Genomic DNA, 22,188 nt, shown 5'->3' with positions numbered 1-22,188 from the left:
TAGAACAGAAAAGACTGAATGAATCTCATCGCAACCTCAGAGAAAAAAGTGGTGATCGGACTGGGGGCTACCGGGCAATCGGTGGTGCGCTTTCTGCTTGCCCGGGGTTTCTCGCCGGTTGTGGTGGACAGCCGCGATGCGCCGCCGGCACTGGAAGCCTTCCGCGGGGAATTCCCGGATGTGCCGGTGGTGTGTGGTCCTCTGAATCCGGAAACCTTGCTGGCTGCAAGTGAGATTGTCGTCAGTCCCGGCATAGGTGTGGACGAACCTGCGATTGCCGCGGCAGTAGCCGCCGGTATTCCTGTGGTGGGTGATATAGAACTGTTTGCGCGTGAGTTGGCGAAGGTCGAGCCCACGCCGAAAGTGATTGCGATTACCGGCTCCAATGGCAAGAGCACCGTGACCACGTTGATGGGACTGATGGCGGAAGCCGCCGGTGTCAGCGTCAAGGTGGGCGGTAATATCGGCGTGCCGGTGCTGGACTTCCTTACGTCAGGTGCCGCATTGCCGGAACTGTTTGTGCTCGAGCTTTCCAGCTTCCAGTTGGAAACCACCTATTCGTTGGCAGCCGAAGTAGCGACGATTCTGAATGTCAGCGCAGACCATATGGATCGCTACCCGGACCTCGCGGCTTATCACCGTGCCAAGCAGCGGGTGTATCGCCACACGCGCCAGCTGGTGATCAACCGGGCGGATCCGCTTACTCGTGGTCCGCTGAATCGCGACAGTATTGAGTGGAGTTTCGGCCTGGATCGCCCCGACCTGAAACAGTTTGGTGTGATCAGCGAAGGCGGCCAACCGTGGCTGGCCAAGGGCCAGAAAACGCTGATGCCGGCCAGTGAGATGGCGATGGTGGGCAGTCACAATGTGGCTAATGCACTGGCAGCGCTGGCACTTGGCAGCGCGGTTGGCCTGCCCATGGCGCCGATGTTGCAGGTGCTGCGCAGTTTTGCCGGTCTTGCGCACCGCTGCGAACGAGTGGCGGACTTGGACGGCGTTACCTTTGTGAATGATTCCAAGGGCACCAACGTGGGGGCCACCCGAGCTGCACTGGATGGCCTTGCCGACGATAAGCGCAAGATCGTGCTGATCGCCGGTGGCGACGGCAAAGGCGCGGATTTTTCACCGCTGGCGGAAGCCGCCGGTGCGCTGCGCGGACTGGTTACCATCGGTGTCGACGGTCCGAAAATCGCGGCGGTGTTTGAGGGGCTGGTGGCGCAGCAGGCGGCGGATGACATGGACGACGCGACTGCCAAGGCCAAAGCATTGGCCCGCGACGGCGATTACGTGTTGCTGTCGCCCGCATGTGCCAGTTTTGACATGTTCCGCAACTTTGAAAATCGCGGCGAAGTTTTCCGCAGTGCTGTCGACGCCTTGGTGCAATCCTCCGGCCGTGGAGGTGTGCATGAGTAAAGCGCAGCTGAAGTCGGCAGCGAATGAACCGATAGATGAATATGCCTGGGTGTTGCCGTTTTGTGTGCTGGCGCTGGCAAGTATCGGTGTAGTGATGGTGGCGTCCGCGTCCATTGCATTTGCCGCAGATGTATATAACGACCCCTGGTATTTCCTGAAGCGTCATCTGGTGTTTCTGGCTGCGGGTGCGTTCGGAGCACTGCTGGTGAGTCGTATTTCACTGGCGACCTGGTCGAACCTGTCGTGGACCCTGTTGTTTTTTGCCCTGGGGATGCTGTTGGCGGTGCTGATTCCCGGTGTGGGACGTTCGGTCAATGGCAGTATGCGCTGGATTGCACTGGGGCCGATTACGGTGCAGCCGGCGGAGATCGCGAAATTCTGCTGCCTGGTGTTTTTTGCCAGTTTTCTGACTCGCCGCAACGAAAAGTTGCGGCACTGGAGCAGCTTCATGATTCCCATCTCGGTATTGGGCATTGTGGCGCTGTTGCTGTTGCTGGAGCCGGATTTTGGTTCCGTAGTGGTGATTTCAGGCACCGCACTGGCAATGGTGTTTCTCGCCGGCGCGCGCCTGCCGCACACGTTTTTACTGGTGGGGCTCGCCGCCTGCGGACTGGTGATGATGGCGCTGATCAGTCCCTACCGATTACAGCGTCTCACGACATTTCTCGACCCCTGGGGTGAGCAGTTCTCCGGTGGTTACCAGCTGACCCAGTCGCTGATCGCGTTCGGGCGCGGCGAGTGGTTCGGGGTCGGACTCGGCAACAGTGTACAGAAACTGTTTTACCTGCCCGAGGCGCATACGGATTTCGTATTTGCGATTCTGGCGGAAGAGTGGGGCATGTTCGGAGGCTTGGTGGTGATCGGCCTTTTTGCGGCGCTTACATGGTCCCTGCTGCGGCTTGTGCGCAAGGCGCTGGCGAAGCAGGCATTTTTTTCCGCGCTGCTGTTGTTTGGCATCGCGGTGCTGCTGGCCGGGCAGGCGTTTGTGAATATGGGTGTGGCTTCGGGCCTGCTGCCCACCAAGGGATTGACCCTGCCGTTTGTCAGTTCCGGTGGCTCCAGCCTGGTGGTGTGCTTTGCGCTGTTTGCACTCGCCTGGCGTGCGCAGAGGGAATTGAATAGTGACGCCGAGGGGGGCGAAGACCGCCTGGGCAAAATTCGCCAGTTGCCGATTTTCAATCCGTTGCAACTGGGCGACAGGAAGGACGAAAGACAGACCGGGGAGGCCGCGTGATGGAGCAGTCCGCAGACGCTCAGCCCTTCGCGGGCAAGAAGTTTCTGGTGATGGCCGGTGGTACCGGAGGTCACGTATTCCCCGCACTGGCGGTGGCGAAGGCGCTGCAGGCGCAGGGTGGCGAGGTCGAGTGGCTCGGTACCATGCGCGGCATCGAATCCCAACTGATTCCGGCGGCGGACCTTCCACTGCATTTCATTACTGTGGAAGGTGTGCGCGGCAAGGGAACGGCGACCCTGCTGAAGGCGCCGTTGCAGATCACGCGCGCTATCTGGCAGGCCCGAGGCGTGGTGAAGAAGATAAAACCGGATGCGGTGCTGGGATTTGGCGGTTTTGCCACGGGGCCCGGAGGCGTGGCAGCGCGACTCAGCGGTGTACCGTTGATTATCCACGAGCAGAATGCGGTAGCGGGTACTACCAATCGCCTGCTGGCGAAAATTGCCAACCGTGTACTTGAGGCATTTCCGAGTGGATTACCGTCGGCGCAACAGGTGGGCAACCCGGTGCGTGCGGAAATCGCCGCGCTGCCCGCGCCGGCGGAGCGTGTTGGCAAGCAGCAGCCACCGCGTTTGCTGGTGTTGGGTGGCAGCCTGGGGGCGGTGGCCATCAATGAGCTGGTGCCGCAGGCGCTCGCAAAAATGGATGCTTCCAAGCGGCCGCAGGTGGTCCATCAGGCCGGGCAGCGCCATCTCGATGTGGCGAAAGAGGCCTACGCGCGCGCGGGTGTGGAGGCGGAGGTAGTGCCGTTTATAGCGGATATGGCTGCCGCTTATGGTCACGCGGACCTGGTGATCTGTCGTTCCGGTGCGCTGACGGTCTCGGAGATTGCCGCGGCGGGCGTAGGAGCCATCATGGTCCCGTTCCCGTTCGCCATCGACGACCACCAGACCAAAAATGGCGAGTGGCTGGAAAGGGCGGGCGCAGCAAAAGTGATCCAGCAGGACGCGTTGGACGCGGGTGAACTGGCGGTGATACTGGAAGAATTGTTTGCTGCACCAGATACATTATTGGCCATGGCGGAGGCCGCGCGCGGCGTCGCCAAACCGGATGCCACCGACCGCGTGTTGGCGGTGTGTCGCGAACAGATGGGGTGTTGAAATGTCTCGCGAAATTAAGAATCAAACCAGTGTTGGAAAAATGATGAGTGACAGCGGCGAAAGCAATTACCAGGTACCGGCCATGCGCCGTATCCGCCGGATTCACTTTATCGGTGTGGGCGGCGCGGGCATGAGCGGTATTGCCGAGGTGCTGCAGAATCAGGGGTATGAAGTTTCCGGTTCGGATCTGCGTGAGAGCAAGGTTACCGAGCGCCTGCGTAGCCTCGGTGTCAAAGTACAGATCGGCCATACCTCGGAAAATATTCGCGATGTGGATGTGGTGGTGAACTCCTCCGCAATCTATGGGGATAACCCGGAACTGACCGCGGCACGGGAGAAGCGTGTACCAATAGTGCGTCGTGCGGAAATGCTGGGTGAGCTGATGCGCTACCGCTATGGCATTGCGGTGGCGGGTACCCACGGCAAGACCACGACCACCAGTCTGATTGCGTCTATTTTTGCCGCCGATGGCAAGGACCCGACGTTTGTCATCGGCGGGCTGGTAAACAGTGCCGGCGCCAATGCCGCGCTCGGTGAGGGCCGCTATCTGATTGCGGAGGCGGACGAGAGCGATGCATCGTTCCTGCATCTGCAGCCGATGGTCACGGTCGTGACCAATATCGACGCGGATCACATGGAAACTTATGGTGGCGATTTCGCAAAGGTAAAGCAGATTTTTATCGACTTTATCCACAACCTGCCGTTTTACGGCCTCGCGGTGGTGTGCGGAGATGACGCCAATGTGCAATCGGTGATTCCGAAGCTGGCGCGCCCGGTGACGACCTATGGTTTCGATGAGAGCAATGATTTTCGCATCAGTGGTGTGCGACAACAGCCATTGCGCAGTTTCTTCACGGTGCACCGTCCAGACGGCGGCACACTGGACGTCTGCGTTAATGTGCCCGGTATTCACAATGTGCTGAATGCCACTGCGGCTATTGCCGTAGCGAGTGAAGAGGGCATCAGCGACGCGGCCATATGCGAAGGGCTGAAAGGATTTCAGGGCGTTGGTCGCCGCTTCCAGATTTACGGGGAGTACCCGGTCAGCGACGATGCAGCCGCGGAGAAAGTCATGCTGGTGGACGACTACGGCCACCACCCGCGGGAAGTGGCGGCCACGATCAAAACCGTGCGCGACGGCTGGCCTGAACGCCGACTGGTGATGGTGTATCAGCCGCACCGGTACACCCGTACCCGCGACCTGTTCGAGGATTTTGTACAAGTTCTTTCTCAGGTCGACAAACTGGTGTTGCTGGATGTATATAGCGCGGGCGAAGCGGTAATCCCCGGCGCGGACGGCCGCACACTGGCGCGCAGTATTCGAAACCGCGGCCAGATCGACCCGATTTTTGTGGAGAAAGTGGAGGATGTCCCGCCGCTGCTCGCGGATCTGTTGGAGCCAGGTGACATCGTGCTGACCCAGGGTGCCGGTAATGTGGGTGGACTCGCACAACAGCTGGCGGAATGGAAGCTGGGTGACAGGACCGGCCCCGCGCAGTAACGCCATCGAACAATAGCGCAACAAGCGAAGAAAAAAATACTCGAAACAGAATTGTGGACAGAGAAGCGCCGTCGCAACGGCAGAAACAGCCCAAGGGAAAACCCGCACTGCGCGGCGCCCGCGCACTGCCGGACCCGAATGCAGAGCCTCCGTTAAAGCCACTGCGGGTGGTATTGCTGGGTGTGTTTTTGCTGGCGGTTGCCGCGGGAATTGGCTATAGCGCACGCTGGCTCTGGCAAAAGGTTCCCACCGCGGAACTGAGCCGAGTGGATGCGCTGGAGAATGTGCGGGTAAAGGCGCCGTTTCGTGCGGTGACCGAGCAGGAAGTGGAAGACATTCTGCTGCCGTATCTGCGGCACGGATTCTTCTCCCTGGATATCGACGGTATGCGGGCTGCGCTATTGCACAATCCGTGGATCGTGAAGGCGGCGGTCAGTCGCCGCTGGCCGAATGGTGTCGAGGTTATCGTGGAGGAAGCCGAGCCTCTCGCCATTTGGGGTGGTGACCGGCTGTTGATCGCGAGTGGTGAGCTACTGCCGCGACCGGAAAACCTGAAGGACCTGCGATTGCCGGAACTCGCCGGTGACGCGGAACTGGTGGATCGCATCATGGCCCAGTACCAGGCACTGGCCGGGCTTTTGACCACCAAGGATATGGAAGTGCGCCGTCTGTCGTTCGACGATCTATCGGGCTGGCAGCTGGAACTGGTAAGCGGTATCCGTTTACAACTGGGGCACGACGAGTTACTGGAGCGGGTGGGCCGCTTCCTGCGTCTGACCCGCGGTGTACTGGCACCGCATCTGCAGAAAGTTGCCGGGGTCGATACCCGCTATAACAACGCAGTTGCGGTGCAATGGAAAGAAAAGACAACACAGAAAACTGACAACAAAACAGGCAGATAAAAAGGTGGGCTTTCCCCTGATCCGACATGCCACATGTGGATCGGAGTGACTGCCCAGCGAGGTTGAAAATTCAATGACACACTCAACGGAACCACGCATGGTCGTCGGTCTGGATATCGGTACATCCAAGGTCGTGGCGATTGTCGGTGAGGTTACCGGTAACGGCGAACTGAATATCGTCGGCATTGGCTCTCACCGCTCTACCGGTATGAAACGGGGCGTGGTGGTGAATATCGAGTCCACGGTGCAATCCATCCAGCGCGCGGTCGAAGAAGCGGAGCTGATGGCGGGCTGTGAAATTCACTCGGTCTACGCGGGCATTGCCGGCAGCCATATCCGCAGTTTGAACAGCCACGGCATTGTGGCGATCAAGGATCGCGAGGTGACTCAGCAGGATCTGGATCGTGTGATTGATGCCGCGCGTGCGGTAGCCATTCCCGCGGATCAGAAAATCCTGCACACCCTGCCACAGGAATACCTGATCGACAGCCAGGAAGGCGTGAAAGAGCCACTGGGTATGTCAGGGGTTCGCCTGGAGGCTAAGGTGCACCTGGTGAGCGGTGCGGTGAACGCGGCCCAGAATATCGAGAAATGCATTCGCCGCTGCGGCCTGGAGGTGGAAGACATCATCCTCGAGCAGCTGGCTTCCAGTTACGCGGTACTGACCGATGACGAGAAGGAACTGGGTGTGTGCATGGTGGATATCGGTGGTGGTACCACGGATATCGCGGTGTTTACCGGCGGTTCCATCCGTCACACCGGGGTTATTCCCATTGCCGGGGATCAGGTCACCAACGACATCGCCATGGCTCTGCGCACACCGACGCCGCACGCGGAAGAGTTGAAAATCAAGTACGCCTGCGCGCTGGCAAAGCTCGCGCGGGAAGGGGAAACCATCAAGGTGCCGAGCGTCGGTGACCGCGCACCGCGCGATCTCTCTCGTCAGGCTCTGGCGGAAGTTGTGGAGCCGCGCTACGACGAACTGTTTACGCTGGTGCAGGCGGAACTGCGCCGCAGTGGCTTTGAAGACTTGTGCGCGGCGGGCATCGTGCTCACTGGTGGGTCTTCGAAAATGGAAGGCGCGGTGGAGCTGGCAGAGGAGATTTTCCATATGCCGGTGCGTCTCGCGGTACCTCAGGGTATCGCCGGCCTGACGGATATCGTCAGCAATCCGATTTACTCCACCGGCGTCGGCTTACTGATGTACGCGCTGAAGTCGGAAGAGAGCAAGCGCAGCCGTCCGCGCAGTGTGCAGCGCAATACCGAAAACCAGTGGTGGGACAAGGTGAAGCACTGGTTCCGGGGCAATCTTTAAGGCAGTGCCGGCGGACAGAAAATAATTACCGGGATCGATAATTAAATTTGGACATGAGCAAAAAAGGGGAACAGCGATGTTCGAACTCGTAGATAGCGTACAGGACAAGCCTGTCATCAAGGTGATTGGTGTCGGTGGCGGTGGTGGTAATGCCGTCAAGCACATGATTGCGTGCGATGTCGACGGTGTAGATTTCATCTGCGCCAACACCGATGCGCAGGCGCTGAAAGATGTGCAGGCACACACCATTCTGCAGTTGGGCAACACCATCACCCGTGGTCTGGGCGCCGGTGCCAACCCGGATGTGGGTCGGCAGTCCGCACTGGAAGATCGCGAGCGTATTGCCGAAGTGCTGACCGGTGCGGATATGGTCTTCATTACCGCCGGCATGGGCGGTGGTACCGGAACCGGTGGTGCGCCGATCGTGGCGGAGATCGCCAAGGACCTGGGCATCCTCACCGTTGCGGTGGTTACCCGTCCGTTCATGATCGAAGGCCGCAAGCGCGCGACCGTGGCGGAAGAGGGCATCCTCGAGCTGCGTGACAAGGTGGACTCCCTGATCACCATCCCCAATGATCGCCTGCTGGAAGTACTCGGCAACAAGATCACGATGAAAGCTGCGTACAAGGAAGCGGACAACGTGCTGCTGGGTGCGGTGCAGGGGATTGCCGATCTGATGATCCGCCCGGGTATCATGAACGTGGACTTTGCCGACGTGCGTACCGTGATGTCCGAAATGGGGATGGCGATGATGGGCTCCGGTGCTGCGGTGGGTGAAAACCGTGCGCGCGAAGCGGCGGAGAAAGCCGTGCGCAGTCCGCTGCTGGATAACGTCAATCTGCAGGGCGCTCGCGGTATCCTGGTTAACATTATCACCGGTAGCGAAGAGGGCGGCTGCCAGGAGCTGACCCTGGGCGAATATTCTGAAGTCGGTCAGATTGTGCAGGAGATTGCCTCCGACGATGCGACCGTAGTGATCGGTACCGCGGTGGACGATAAGCTGGGTGACGAAATGCGCGTCACCGTGGTGGCCGCCGGTCTCGGCGAGCTGACCGCGCAGGTGGCACGTCCCACCAAAGTAGTGGATAACACCAGCGTGCGCCGCCCCGAGCCCCGCGAGAGCGTACGTCCGGTGACCAGTGCAGAACCGGTTCGCGATTCTCAGCAGGAACTGCGCGCCAATCGTATGGACAGTGAGCGCAAGCCGCGCTCCATGCCGCCGCTCAACCCGGATCAGGATATGGAATATCTCGATATTCCCGCGTTCCTGCGCCGTCAGGCGGACTGATCCCCCCGAGGAGTTGGGGCGGAACATCTGCTCATGTCTTCGCCCGGCCGAGAGGCCGGGCCTCCGCCCCCCTTTTCGGGTGCGGTACCCATCGCCCCGGAGATTGGTACCGCTGGGTCAGGAAGAAGTTGTGGTGGCAGGGACGCCAGTTATTCAGGGGTAATTCAGGGACGTTGTAGAAAATATTCGGTGACTGAAAGGTTTTACGGCGGGTATTAACACTTGTTAACCGCTACTGTGCCGTCAAGGGCGTACAATATGTGGCGATTCGGTGAGCTGGTTTGGCGTTGCAGTCCTCGCACTGGACTATGCTTACTAAGTCAGAGGCCCATCTAGCCTAATGATCGGCCTGGCCTGAACAACGGATATGACCGAAGCGGTATCTGTGGTTTTGGCGTATGTTTTCTGTTAATATCGCCGGCTCGCTGCGATCCGTGCGCAGCCTACCGACCTGGGAACCTGGATATAGATGATCAAACAGCGCACTCTCAAAAATGCCATTCGAGCCACTGGTGTTGGTCTGCACACCGGCAAGAAGGTCGTTCTGACCCTGAAGCCTGCGCCGGTCAATAGCGGCATCGTGTTCCGCCGGGTCGATCTGGATCCGGTGGTTGAGATTGAAGCGCGTGCCGAAAACGTGGGTGACACCCTGCTCTCCACCACCCTGGTGAAGGGAGATGTGCGTATCGCCACCGTTGAGCACTTGCTGTCGGCGATGGCGGGTCTGGGTATCGACAATGCGATTGTCGAGCTTTCCGCCCAGGAAGTGCCGATTATGGACGGCAGTGCGGGCCCATTCGTATTCCTTATTCAATCTGCGGGTATCCAAGAGCAGTCGGCTCCGAAGAAATTCCTGCGGATCAAGAAGCCGGTCACCGTGGAGGAGGGCGACAAGGTTGCCAGCTTCCTGCCATTCAACGGTTTCAAAGTGTCTTTCACCATTGATTTCGATCACCCGGTGTTCCAGGGGCGCAATTTAACGTCCTCTGTTGATTTCTCCAGCACCTCTTTCGTGAAAGAGGTTAGCCGTGCGCGCACCTTCGGTTTCATGCACGAAATCGAATACCTGCGCTCCAAGGGCCTGGTGCAGGGTGGTAGCGTAGACAATGCGATCGTGATCGATCAGTACCGCATTCTCAATGAGGGCGGCCTGCGCTACGAAGATGAGTTCGTCAAACACAAGATTCTCGATGCCATCGGCGATCTGTACCTGCTTGGTACCAGCGTCATCGGCGAATTCAAGGCCTTCAAATCCGGCCATGCACTGAACAATAAGTCCCTGCGTACCCTGATGGCGCAGGAGGATGCCTGGGAAATGGTGACGTTTGAAGGTGAGCAGGAAGAGGCTCCGATCTCATACGTCAAACCGATTCTGGCGGTCTAAAAGTCAGTAAAGCCGGCTCCCAGATGCCGGCTTTTTTACGCCATTGAATTGTGTAGCGGTTTCAAGGCGTTACTTTTTACTTTAAGTAGTTACTGCAAGTAGTTGCTTTACGTGCTATCCGCACAATGGCCTTGTGTGGATTTGTGCGTTTGTAAACTTTTTGTGTTGCCAATTGCTGTTACATTGGCGGCATCCGGCCATATGGATGGTCAGGGGCGCAGCAGGATGCGACAAGTCCCGGCACCGTGCAGGAGCGAGCGTCAATCAGCGCTTTGCCTGCGGTGAGCAAGCAATACAACAACAAAATGTCGCAGATCTAGCACGCCTGATATGAAAGTAATTCTGGTCAGTGAGCGGGGAGGCATATCCCGCAGCTTCAATTTTGGTGGACTGAGCAAAGCCTTGCTCAGTCTCTGCCTGCTTGGTCTGCCTGTCGGTGCGTTGTGGGTGGGTGCCAACCTGCCGGCGGCGGAATCCGATGTGTTCGATTCCCGCGCCGTGAAAGCCTGGAACAAGGCACTGCGCAAACAGCAGGAAGATATCACTGAGGCGGACCGTCAGGCCCGCGAGCAACTTACCGCGCTGACCGTCAAACTGGCGGAAATGCAGGCCCGCCTCACCCGTCTTGACGCGCTCGGTGAACGCCTTACCACGCTGGCCAAGCTGGACGAAGGCGAGTTCCAGTTTGGCAGTACTCCCGCGGTGGGTGGCCCGGAAGATCCGGGTATTGCTGGCACCAGCGACCTGCCATACCAGCCCCCGGAATTCCTTGAGGCGATCGGCGAACTGTCGGACCAGATCGAAGACCGCCAGATGCAGCTCTCCACTCTGGATACCCTGCTGGCAAGCCGTCAGCTGCAGGACGAGCAGTTCATCGCCGGGCGCCCCATTTCCCGTGGCTGGATGTCGTCCCGTTATGGTTATCGCACCGATCCTTTCAGCGGTCGCCGCTCCTGGCACAAGGGCGTGGATTTTGCCGGCAAAAAGGGTTCCGACGTGGTCTCCGTGGCTGCCGGTGTCGTGACCTGGGCGGAGGATCGCAACGGTTACGGCCAGCTGGTGGAAATCAATCACGGCAATGGCTACAAAACCCGCTATGGTCACAACAGCGAGCTCAAGGTCAAGCTGGGCGATGTGGTCAAAAAGGGGCAGGTTATTGCCCTGATGGGATCCAGTGGCCGCTCCACCGGTCCGCATGTGCACTTTGAGGTTTACAAAAACAACCGCCCGGTAGACCCCGCCACCTATATCCGCCGCACCGGCAGATAACAACTATCCTCTATCATTGCGCGGCAGGACACTTGCAATCCTGCCTTGGCGCCCGCAATTCCCTATACGGTTGCGGCGTCAGGCGCCTTCCTGTTTACTTGCATCCTTTCACGCGAGCCCCAATGCGCCGGGAGCGCGGGCACACTCAGCTTTAATGTGGTTTCTGAATAATGATTGGCAAACTGATAAAGACGGTCTTCGGCTCAAAAAATGACCGCGAACTCAAGCGCATGCGTAAGGCAGTGGTAAAAATCAATGCGCTGGAAGAGGAATACAAGGCGCTCGACGACGCCGCGCTGAAAGCCAAGACCGATGAATTCAGGCAGCGCCTGGAGCAGGGGGAAACCCTGGACCAGATTCTGCCGGAGGCCTTTGCCGCCGTGCGTGAAGCCAGTGCCCGGACGCTGGGGTTGCGTCACTTCGACGTGCAGATGATCGGCGGTATGACCCTGCATGAAGGCCGCATCGCCGAGATGCGCACTGGCGAAGGTAAGACCCTGGTGGCGACCTTGCCGGCGTACCTGAACGCCCTGGAAGGCAAGGGTGTTCACATCGTGACCGTGAACGATTACCTCGCCAGCCGTGACGCCAACTGGATGCGTCCGGTGTACGAGTTCCTCGGGCTCTCCGTGGGCATTGTGGTGTCCCAGCAGCACCCGTTGGAGAAACGCGCCGCCTATCAGGCGGACATCACCTACGGCACCAACAATGAATTCGGTTTTGACTACCTGCGCGACAATATGGTGCTGCGCAAGGAAGACCGTACCCAGCGTCCGCAGAACTTCGCCATTGTCGACGAAGTGGACTCGATCCTGATCGACGAGGCGCGCACGCCCCTGATCATTTCCGGTCAGGCGGAAGACTCCTCCCACCTCTATATGGCCATGAATAAGCTGGTACCCCAGCTGCAGCGCGCGGAGGAGGGTGGTGAGGGCCACTATACCGTGGATGAGAAGACCCGCCAGGTGGAGATGACCGAGGATGGCCACCAGCTGGTAGAGGATTTGCTGGTGCGCAATGGTCTGCTGCGTGAGGGTGAGTCCCTGTACGCGCCTGGGAATCTGGGCCTGATGCACCACGTCAATGCCGCCCTGCGCGCCCATGTGCTGTTCAATAAGGATGTGGATTACATCGTGCAGAACGGCCAGGTGGTGCTGATCGACGAACATACCGGCCGCACCATGCCCGGCCGTCGCCTGTCCGAGGGCCTGCACCAGGCACTGGAAGCGAAGGAAAGCGTGCAGATCCAGAGCGAGAGCCAGACCCTGGCCTCCACCACCTTCCAGAACCTGTTCCGCTTCTATCCCAAGCTCGCCGGCATGACCGGTACTGCGGATACCGAAGCCTTCGAATTCCGTCAGATCTACGGCCTCGACGTGGTGGTCATTCCCACCAACCGCGAGAAGCAGCGCCAGGATCTCAACGACCTGGTGTACCTCACCAAGGAAGAGAAGCTCGAAGCGATCATCGAGGACATCAAGTACTGCCGGGAGAAAAACGCCCCGATTCTGGTGGGTACCGCGTCTATTGAGACCTCTGAGGAAATGTCGCGCTTGCTGCAGAAGGCCAAGATCGAGCACCAGGTACTGAACGCCAAGTATCATGAGCGTGAGGCGCACATCATCGCCCAGGCCGGCCGCCCGGGAACCGTTACCATCGCCACCAATATGGCCGGCCGTGGTACCGACATCGTGCTCGGCGGCAACTGGGAAGCGGAGGTGGAGGATCTGCAACAGCGTGAGGGCCGTGAGGCCACCGCTGAAGAGATTGCCGCAATCAAAGCGGAGTGGCAGAAGCGCCACGATCTCGTTATCGAGGCCGGTGGCCTGCACATCATTGGTACCGAGCGCCACGAATCCCGTCGTATTGACAACCAGCTGCGCGGCCGTGCCGGCCGTCAGGGTGACCCGGGTATGACCCGCTTCTACCTGTCGCTGGAAGATAACCTGATGCGTATCTTCGCCTCCGATCGGGTGAAGAACTTCATGCAGATGCTGGGTATGGAGCGCGGGGAGGCCATCGAGCACCGTATGGTGTCCAACGCCATTGAAAAAGCGCAGCGCCGCGTGGAAGGCCGCAACTTCGATATCCGCAAACAGCTGCTGGAATACGACGATGTGGCCAACGACCAACGTCAGGTCATTTACTCCCAGCGCAACGAGCTGCTGGAGGCGGAAACCATCAGCGACACCATCACCGCCATCCGCGAGGATGTGGTAAACGATCTGATCTCCACGTACATGCCGCCGCAGAGCGTGGAGGAGCAGTGGGATATTCCCGCACTGGAACAGCAGCTGGCCTCGGATCTGGGCCTGCAGCTGCCGCTGAAGCAGTGGCTGGACGAAGACCGCACCCTGCACGAAGAGAGCCTGCGTGAGAAAATCGTCGCCGAGGCCGAACAGGCATACCAGCAGAAGCTGGCGCGTATCGCGGAAAGCACTGGTGACGCCAACCTGATGCCTACCATCGAACGCCAGGTGATGCTGCAGGTGCTGGACCAGCTGTGGAAAGACCACCTCTCCAGCATGGATCACTTGCGCGCCGGTATCGGTCTGCGCGCCTACGCCAACAAAAATCCCAAGCAGGAATTCAAACGAGAATCCTTCCATCTGTTCCAAGGGCTGCTGGACAACCTCAAGCATGAAGTGGTCCGAGTGCTGGCGCATGTCGAACCGATGACCCGCGAGCAGATGGAGGAGATGGAACAGCGCCGTCTGGAGGCTCAGCGTCGTCAGCAGCTGGAGCTGCAACATGCACAGGCATCCGCCATGCCCCAAGTAGAGGAATCCGCCGAGGCCGCGGAGCCCGCGCGCCGCGGACCGCGTGTGGGGCGCAATGACCCATGTCCCTGCGGGTCAGGCAAGAAATACAAGCAGTGCCACGGCAAGCTGACATCCTCCGCCACCTGATACCGATAGCGGTCGGAGGTAATCAGCCCCTAAAGGCCCGCGGAGGATTCCGCGGGCCTTTTTGTTGGGCATGTCCCGTTTATATAATTCCGCCCCGTTTGTTCAACTTACAAGGCCAACGATCATGGCGCAGCCACTTCCCCAGATTCCCGGTGTCCGTCTTTCCGCCGTTCCCGCCAAAATCAAAAACTGGCAGCGTGACGACGTCCTGTTGATTGAAATCGCCGAGGGTGCCAGCGTCTCTGCGACGTTTACCAAGAATGCCTTCTGCGCGGCGCCAGTGCTGGTGGCAAAGGAACATATACGCCAAGGCAATATCCGCGCGCTGTTGATCAATGCTGGCAATGCCAATGCCGCGACAGGTGAACGCGGCCTGCAAAGCGCTCAGCAGTGTTGTGAAGGGGTAGCCGCGGTGCTCGGTATCGAGGCCGCTCAGGTATTGCCCTTCAGTACAGGCGTGATTGGCGAGCACCTTCCTGTACAGAAAATTCTCGACGTACTGCCCGTGGCGGCGAGCGGCCTGAAGGCCGATGGCTGGGAGATGGCATCGCGCGCGATCATGACTACCGACACTCGCCCCAAGACCGCGAGCCGTACCCTGGACATCGCCGGTGAGACCATCTCCATTGTGGGTATCGCCAAGGGGGCCGGTATGATCCAGCCGAATATGGCCACGATGCTGGCCTACGTGGCCACCGATGCAGCGATTCCACAGCCTATGCTGGATGTGCTGGTGAAAGACGCGGTGGGGCAGTCCTTTAACTGTATCAGTATCGACGGCGATACCTCTACCAACGATGCCTGCGTGCTGATCGCCAGCGGCGCCACCGGCGAAGTGATTGCTGATACCCGCAGTGAGGTCTACGCGCGTTTGAAGGCGGCCATCGTCGAGGTGCACATCGAGCTGGCTCAGGCCATCGTGCGGGACGGCGAGGGCGCGACGAAGTTTGTCACCGTGCAGGTGAAGAATGCGGCGAGTTCGCAAGAGGCGCTGCGAGTGGCGTTCGAGATTGGTGAATCGCCACTGGTTAAGACCGCCATGTACGCCTCCGATCCCAACTGGGGTCGTCTGATCATGGCGATTGGCAATGCGGGCGTAGACGGCCTGGATACTGGTAAGGTGAATGTGTTCCTCGACGATGTGCAGATCGTGGACGCTGGTGGCCGTGCGGATGGCTATACCGAAGAGCAGGGACAGAAGGTGTTCCAGCAGTCCGACTTCACCATTACCGTGGACCTGCAACGGGGCGATGTTTCCGAACACATCTGGACCTGCGATTTCTCTCATGAGTATGTGACCATCAATGCGGAGTACCGCACCTGATGGTGGAGTCTGGCCTGAAGAAGTGTGTACACGTTGCTGTGGGTGTGATCGTTGGTGGCGACGGGCGCATTCTGCTGGCGAAGCGTCCGGATCATTTACATATGGGCGGGCGCTGGGAGTTTCCCGGTGGCAAGGTGGAAGACGGCGAGTCGATCCAGCAGGCGATGGCGCGGGAGTTGCGCGAGGAGTTGGATATTGGCGTGCTGGCGATGGAGAAACTCATCGAGGTGCGCCATGACTACGGTGACAAGCAGGTGTTTCTCGATACCTGGTGCGTGACGGAATTTTCCGGTGAAGCGCGCGGAGTTGAGGGGCAGGCCTTGGCCTGGGTTACCGCTTCTGATCTCACCAACTACGAATTTCCGGATGCGAATCAGCCCATAGTCGAGGCAGTTCAACGGAAATTTCCTTACTGAGTACTCTCCTAAGAGTCTGTGGTTCCGCTTAGTTATCCCGGTGGCGGCAAAGCACCGGGTATCCGTTTTCGAAACCGCTGTGAATACATCCCTGTACGCTGCCTCGGCGACGTCCATGTCGCCGAGGCTTTCGAAAACGGATTCCCGGCACTTTCCCTTCGCTTAAACATTTTTCACTTTGTTCGAGCAAAGAAAGCGTTCAACAGAGTGAAGATTTCGAATTGAAGGCAAAGTGCTGGGTACGGGTTTTCAGGAGCGTCGCAAACAGGAAGTTTGCGCCGCAGCGCCCAGGGATGGGTTCACAGCGGTCCTGAAAACCCGTACCCAGTGCTTTGCCGCCAATGGACCTGCTTCGAAGCCATTCGGGCATTCCGCCACAAATTGCGCAGGTGTTTAGTGGCAATGTCTCAGGGGCTGATAAAAATCCCGCGCTTGTAAAGAAACCTCAGCACCAGCCACTGCAACAGAATTACCCCGACAGCAATTACCAGAACACCGGCCGGCTCAGACAGGGCAACCGCAATCCCCCCAAACAGACTCTTACTGCTGTATTGCCAGTTCACCAGACTGGTACCGAGATAGACCAGAATGGCATTGCAGCCGATCACCGAGAAAAAGTAGGTGAAGGATTTCCAGTGCCACATATCTACGACAAGGTAGAAAATTCCGAGCAGTAAAAGACAGCAGCCGCAGGTGATCAACACAAAAGAGCTGGTCCACAGCTCCTTGTTGACCGGGTACACCCAGTGCCACAAAAAGCCCGCGACAAGACAGATCACCGTACCGATAAACAGGCCCTTGAGGATCGCCGCATGATCCCCCGAATACTTAGCCAGCCAGCGACCGGCAAACACCCCGAACAGTGCGTTAACGATGGCCGGAATGGTGGAGAGCAGACCTTCTGGATCGTAGGCGCGGTGCTGGTAGGTGATACCCGGTAAGAAGTGCTGGTCCACCCACGCATTCACCGAACCCTCGGCCGTGAAATCACCGGCAGTGGCCTGAAGCAGCCAGTACCCCGCGAGAATGCCGGCAGCAATACCGTACTGGGTGCGTATACCAAAATGCCAGACGATCATTGCCGCAAAGAACCAGGCGAAGCCGATGCGCGCCAGCACACTGGCATAGCGTATCTCACCGAGGTCGGCGGGAATCCCAGTGCCCCAGCCATGGTTGTAAACAATGCCCAAAAGAATCAACAGGCACAGCCGCTTTATCGCCTTGCGGTAAACCGGCGCTCGCTGTGCCAGAGGTAGTCCGCGCAGGGATTTGTTGGCAAGCCCGAGGGTAACGCCGGAGAGGAAAATGAACAGCGGGAAAATCAGGTCGTAAAATGTGAAGCCGTGCCAAACGCTGTGGTGCATCTGGCCATCACCGAAATGAAAAATGGACCAACCGGTAAGGGCGAACAGGGGAAGGAAAAGGGCCTCGCCGCCGATGATCCAGAACATATCGAAGCCGCGCAAGGCGTCTACCGAGGCAAGTCGTTGTTTTTTACTGACCATGATTACCACTTTTCAGTCAATTTACTTGGAGAAATACCATACAGAGCGGTCGGTGACCGCTCTGTGTCTAAACGAGTGATGTCAATGGATCAGAGCCCGCAGGGAGATTCCAGCTTCGGGGTCCAGTCCGGTACCGTGTCGGTAAATGCGATCTGTTCGTTGCGCAGGCGACGAACTTCCTGCTCTACCTGCTCCGTGCTGAGCACCTCATCGGCGATGTGATAAACCCAATCGACTTCCTGCTGGTAGGTGCGGAGTTCGCTGGAATCAATGAGCCCTTCCTGGGTAAACCACAGGTTGAAATTGATCGACATGGGCTCCTCGGGGTACACGTGTTCACTGTGCTCGGCGAACTGTTCCCCGTCAACAAAATAGCGGATCCGGTTGTCCGCCGCATGTAGTACCAGCGTGTGCCAACCGGCGAAGCTGCCGGGCTTTGTGGAGTATTCGTTATCTTTTTCAAACGGATTCAGTTTGAACGTTTCCCAACTGGTGGCGAACAGTGCGTTATCGGGTTCACCCCAGCCGCCATTGGCCAGGTATTCAAAGTCCATCTCGCTGTAGTCCGGGTCCATATCGGCTTTGAGTGGGCTGATGGTGTAGAAAGTTTCGATAATCTGATCGCCATCCGGACCGGAAGTAGGCTCATCGCGGAAGAAAACGCGCGCGGCGTAGGTACCGGCGAGGTATTTGCGCTGATGGCAGAACTGGGTGTGCTGGGTATTTTCCCCGCGGCCATCGGTGGAGGAAGTCATGCGCAGCAACGTGTTCTCGGGGTTCTCTGCATCTGCCATAAAACTGATGCCATCGCCGGACCAGCGCGCCCCGCTTACCCCCGGGTGACCGGTTTCACTGCGGGCTTTCCATTGGTTTTTGCCCATTTCCTCCAGCGTCTGGTAAGAGAAATCGTCAAAAAATATCTTGCTGTCCTTTGTCTGAGATACGACTTCCGTAGAGAGCGTCGAAGTGGTCTGCCCATCGTCATCAGCTCCACAACCGCCGATGATAAGTGCGCCGATCGCCGCGGAGAGGCGCAGGGAAGAAAAATATTTCATGGAGATTTCCTTATGGTTTTTAACGTTTTTGTTACCGCGCTAAACGAAAAAAGCCCCGGCCGAAGCCGGGGCGAAGATAGGAGCATTTCCTGTACAGGACTTTCCTATTGGTCACAACGCAGAGAGAATTTCAAAGTTACTGCTACCCATCCTGTGAGAGGGGGCCGGCGCTGCGTCGCCGGCCAGTGAATTTCTTGCTCGGTCCGTCAGATTGAGCAGATAAATGACCAGCTGCCATCGGCGGTACCCGGTACCGACTGAGTCCACCAGTTAGCCTTGAACACGCTGTCGTTGTGGATGATCTGGTCGCCACCGGCAGCGTGGTCGCCACGCGGCCACTCGGGATAAGTCACCAGACCACTGGTGTTGACCCCGGCGCTGGAGCACGTCTGGCCACCACCGCCACTGGAGCTACCGCCATCACCACCTCCAAGCTCGGCCAGCGGCAGTTCGGGATGCTCGAATGCCAGGGCATAGGTGCTGCCATTGACGGTGGCGGTGTAAGCCTGGGGTCCGGACACGGGGAGGTAGTAGTTGAGTGTCAGGTCCCAGCTATCGCCGTCCGCCAGGTTTTGCCAGGCCGGGAGACTGAAACGCACGCGGTGGAATTCGTTCTCCAGTCCGCCCACGTTGCCGCCACCGGAGTTGGCGCCGTCTTCGACCACTTCCAGTCCCGCACCGCTTTGGTCGGTGATGATGTTGGAGGTGGACGTGGGCATGTCGAATTCGAACACGGTACCGCCGGGCAGGGTGCCACCGGTGTTGTTGGTGATATACAGCTTCGGATTCAGCGGGTAATTCTGATCGCCCAGTTTGAACCCGGTGATTTCAATGCCGATATCCAGTGCTTCCGCGGGAATTACGCGGTCGGTGCGCAGGTGACGGTATTTTGCGGCGCTGGTGAACTTGTCGTAGGCCAGGGTCGTAAGGGTGTCGCCCATGAAGTACTCGCCCTTCGCCGCGTCCCAGTCGTAGTCGCCGGCCAGCTCCCAGAACATGATGCCGCCCACTCCCTGGTCGATCACGTACTGCACCTTCGCGTCCATGGACTCTTCATCTTCGGTGGAGATGAATACCTTTTTCTGGGCATTCCACAGCCAGGGGGCTTCGGAGACGCTGTCGTAGTTGCGCACGTAGGTGCCTACCAGTGCATCATCCGGATCGTTGACCGGGTCCAGACCGTAGTCAGCGAGGTAGCTGCCGAGAATGCCACTCTCCAGGTTCATGGCGTGCCACATGGGGTTGGAGCCGGCACCCATTTCGTCCCCGATACTGTTCTTGTCGTGCCACATGTTGTCGATACCGATGGCGCCGTTACCGCACTTGGCGGAACCGCCGGTACCTTCTGGGCACTGGGACTGCGCCGGAAGCGCCGCGGATCCGCCGAGACCGTTGTTGCCTCCGGTTACGCCCTGCCAGCCGCGGGTGTAGTACGGAATACCTACGTTGATGCGACCCGCCGGCATGGAGCCGCGGAAGTACTTAACCGCCCAGTCGATGTTCAGGTAGCCGATGCCACCGTACTGGGAAGTGGTGTACACGCTGGCTGCCGCCAGTTCCGGGTCGTTGCCGTTGTCGAACAACGCGGAGTTGTGGCCAACATATTCGTTCCATGCCCCATGGAGGTCATAGGTCATGATGTTGACGTAATCCAGGTATTGGGTGATCTGCATGGTCTCCATACCGCGCAGCAGATAACCGGACGACGGGGAGGCGATGGTCAGCAGGTAGTGGGTGTCATCCGCCTGGCCTGCCTGGTCCAGTTTTTCGCGCAGTACACGCATCAGTTCCACATAGGAGCTCATCAGGCTGCCGCGCATCGGGTTGGAAATACCGAAGTCCAGCGGGTTGCCCGCGTCATTCATGGAGGTGGGATATTCGTAGTCGATATCCACACCATCGAAGCCATACTGGCGGATAAAGCTGACCGCGGAATTGGCGAATGCTTCGATACCCTGGTGGTTGATGCTGCCATCGGCATTGGTGGTCATGGTGTAAAAACCACCATCAGCCACACGGTCGCCGTTGTCGTTGAAATGGCCACCGGTCTCCGCCCAGCCGCCCACAGACACCAGGGTTTTCACGTCCGGGTGCTGCTCCTTGAACTTGGACAGCTGGTTGAAATGACCCTTGTAGGGGTAATCCGTATCGGTTTCCGCGCCGGCGACACCCGGCCATTCCATACCGGTGGCGGGGTTGCCAGGATCGCTGGTGTTGCCCACTGAAACAGAGTAATCGCTGCCCACATGGGCGAAGGCGTAGTTGATGTGGGTAATCTTGTCCCAGGGAATATCTTTCACCAGGTAGCTGGGCTGGCCGTTGGCGCCGTTACGCCAGCTGGTGAAGTACCCGATGATACGGCGCGGGTGGTCGGCCCCCATGTCCTCGCGGCCCTCTGCGTCGTAGATGTCGCAGTAGTTGGGCGCGGTACCCGGGGTGGTGTACAGCCCGTCCGGGCGACAGGGGTGATCGCCCACAACCACTTGTTCGTCAGCAACCTCAATGTCCGCCTCTGCACTTGCGGTGAGTTCGTCATTATCGGTGGCCACGGCGGTAATGGTGTGGTTGCCGAGGGTGGCCGTCCACTGGGTGCTGTAGGGCGCGCTGGTATCGGTAGCGATCAGGCTGCCGTCGACAAAGAACTCTACCTTGCTCACGCTGCCGTCACTGTCCGAGGCGCTCGCGCTGAGAGTGAGATCGGTGCCGGTGATATGGCTGGAGCCATGTGCCGGCGAAGTAAGACTGATGGATGGTGCGACTGGGCCTACGACCACGTCCTCTTCCACGGTAACGGACACTGGCGCGGTGGTGACGGACAGGTTGTCATTATCGACGATACGGGCGGTCAGGGTAGCCGTGCCCGCTGTTGCTGCCGTCCACGAAGCCGCCCATGGGGCCGCGGTGTCGGTTTCCAGCAGGCTGCCGTTGACGAAGAATTCGACGGCAGTCACCTGCCCATCCGGGTCACTGGCAGAGACAGATATGACAACGTTGTCATTCTGGGTCACGGTGGAACCGTTCTGCGGGGCGGTAATCGAGCCTGTGGGAGGTAGCGGGTCTACGTCGCCCTCGCAGGGCCCGAGCAGTGTCCACTCCTGATACTGACCGGAATACTGTTCCGGATTCTGATTCTGAGTCCACCAGTTTGCCTTGTAGGCATTGTTGTTGTACTGGACCTGGGCGCCGCCGGAATAGGCGGGACCCGCTTCCCAGACGGGTAGTGAAGTACAGTCCACCGCGGCATAGCCGTGCCCGGCAGAGAGCATGGCTGCGGTCAGCAGACCGAGTCGGAGCTTGTTGTTGATCATTTAATGTACACCTTGCGGAGAATTATTTTTATTGGAGTAAGGCGCTACTACAAACGCACCACGAAATGACATCGCTGTCAAAATAGCAATGACCACCTGGAAAAGGCAATACCGGATTATCACAAAGCGGTAAAATTTGAGATATTGCGCGCCAGTTTCAGCTATTTCCGCATCAGGACCGGGTTTTTTGTCACATTGATATGCTGTGCGGAGGCGGGTAAACCGGAGCAGGTCTGCGGTGTGCGCCCATGGGGAGGAGCAGCCGGAA

At 58.7% G+C, this 22,188-nt stretch carries 15 protein-coding genes; 12 read left to right on the top strand and 3 right to left on the bottom strand.

All coding sequences use genetic code 11. From position 1 onward, the window contains the following. The first annotated feature begins 18 nt into the window (after positions 1–18). The 12 genes from murD to mutT all read left to right on the top strand — a co-directional run bounded on the left by murD (position 19) and on the right by mutT (position 16,052). Complete coding sequence (gene murD / locus C3938_RS02410; protein WP_105101665.1) at positions 19–1,413, top strand: UDP-N-acetylmuramoyl-L-alanine--D-glutamate ligase; 1,395 nt, start codon at positions 19–21, stop codon at positions 1,411–1,413. After that, a complete protein-coding gene (ftsW, locus tag C3938_RS02405; RefSeq protein WP_105101664.1) occupies positions 1,406–2,647 on the top strand; it encodes a putative lipid II flippase FtsW in 1,242 nt (413 codons plus the stop codon). The genes murD and ftsW overlap by 8 nt, the downstream gene beginning before the upstream one ends. Next, the gene (gene murG / locus C3938_RS02400; RefSeq protein ID WP_105101663.1) at positions 2,647–3,744 is read left to right on the top strand and encodes an undecaprenyldiphospho-muramoylpentapeptide beta-N-acetylglucosaminyltransferase; all 1,098 of its coding nucleotides are present in this window, start codon (positions 2,647–2,649) and stop codon (positions 3,742–3,744) included. Before ftsW ends, murG begins: the two co-directional genes overlap by 1 nt. Before the next feature lie 43 nt (positions 3,745–3,787). Next, positions 3,788–5,245 (top strand): UDP-N-acetylmuramate--L-alanine ligase, encoded by a 1,458-nt coding sequence (gene murC, locus C3938_RS02395; RefSeq protein ID WP_105103179.1) that lies wholly within the window; start codon positions 3,788–3,790, stop codon positions 5,243–5,245. A 53-nt stretch (positions 5,246–5,298) separates the two neighbouring features. Continuing rightward, positions 5,299–6,147, top strand: coding sequence for a cell division protein FtsQ/DivIB (locus tag C3938_RS02390; RefSeq protein WP_233998610.1), 849 nt, complete (start codon positions 5,299–5,301; stop codon positions 6,145–6,147). 73 nt (positions 6,148–6,220) lie between these two features. Next, positions 6,221–7,462, top strand: a complete 1,242-nt coding sequence (gene ftsA, locus C3938_RS02385; protein ID WP_105101661.1) for a cell division protein FtsA — start codon at positions 6,221–6,223, stop codon at positions 7,460–7,462. A 76-nt stretch (positions 7,463–7,538) separates the two neighbouring features. Then, a complete protein-coding gene (gene ftsZ / locus C3938_RS02380; RefSeq protein WP_105101660.1) occupies positions 7,539–8,750 on the top strand; it encodes a cell division protein FtsZ in 1,212 nt (403 codons plus the stop codon). 469 nt (positions 8,751–9,219) lie between these two features. Continuing rightward, positions 9,220–10,134 (top strand): UDP-3-O-acyl-N-acetylglucosamine deacetylase, encoded by a 915-nt coding sequence (lpxC, locus tag C3938_RS02375; protein WP_105101659.1) that lies wholly within the window; start codon positions 9,220–9,222, stop codon positions 10,132–10,134. A 330-nt stretch (positions 10,135–10,464) separates the two neighbouring features. Next, on the top strand, positions 10,465–11,403 hold the full coding sequence (locus tag C3938_RS02370; RefSeq protein ID WP_105101658.1) for a M23 family metallopeptidase: 939 nt from the start codon (positions 10,465–10,467) through the stop codon (positions 11,401–11,403). 170 nt (positions 11,404–11,573) lie between these two features. Further along, positions 11,574–14,312 (top strand): preprotein translocase subunit SecA, encoded by a 2,739-nt coding sequence (secA, locus tag C3938_RS02365; protein WP_105101657.1) that lies wholly within the window; start codon positions 11,574–11,576, stop codon positions 14,310–14,312. A 124-nt stretch (positions 14,313–14,436) separates the two neighbouring features. Continuing rightward, positions 14,437–15,636, top strand: coding sequence for a bifunctional glutamate N-acetyltransferase/amino-acid acetyltransferase ArgJ (gene argJ, locus C3938_RS02360; protein ID WP_105101656.1), 1,200 nt, complete (start codon positions 14,437–14,439; stop codon positions 15,634–15,636). Beyond that, complete coding sequence (gene mutT, locus C3938_RS02355; RefSeq protein WP_199775471.1) at positions 15,636–16,052, top strand: 8-oxo-dGTP diphosphatase MutT; 417 nt, start codon at positions 15,636–15,638, stop codon at positions 16,050–16,052. Before argJ ends, mutT begins: the two co-directional genes overlap by 1 nt. Positions 16,053–16,459: 407 nt before the next feature. Here the strand turns inward: mutT and nagX are convergent, their stop codons facing one another. From nagX to C3938_RS02340, 3 genes are all read right to left on the bottom strand, one after another. Next, positions 16,460–17,557 carry a transmembrane glucosamine N-acetyltransferase NagX gene (gene nagX / locus C3938_RS02350; RefSeq protein ID WP_105101655.1) on the bottom strand — a complete coding sequence of 366 codons (1,098 nt, stop codon included), beginning with the start codon at positions 17,555–17,557 and terminating at the stop codon, positions 16,460–16,462. Positions 17,558–17,646: 89 nt separating this feature from the next. Then, the gene (locus C3938_RS02345) at positions 17,647–18,612 is read right to left on the bottom strand and encodes a glycoside hydrolase family 16 protein (protein ID WP_105101654.1); all 966 of its coding nucleotides are present in this window, start codon (positions 18,610–18,612) and stop codon (positions 17,647–17,649) included. A 206-nt stretch (positions 18,613–18,818) separates the two neighbouring features. Beyond that, positions 18,819–21,920 (bottom strand): glycosyl hydrolase family 18 protein, encoded by a 3,102-nt coding sequence (locus C3938_RS02340; RefSeq protein WP_105101653.1) that lies wholly within the window; start codon positions 21,918–21,920, stop codon positions 18,819–18,821. Positions 21,921–22,188: the final 268 nt, after the last annotated feature.

The sequence above is a fragment of the Microbulbifer pacificus genome (assembly GCF_002959965.1).
Lineage (GTDB): Bacteria > Pseudomonadota > Gammaproteobacteria > Pseudomonadales > Cellvibrionaceae > Microbulbifer > Microbulbifer pacificus_A.
The sequence above is the reverse complement of the archived record's forward strand: the minus strand, read 5'-3'. Positions and strand labels throughout refer to the sequence as shown.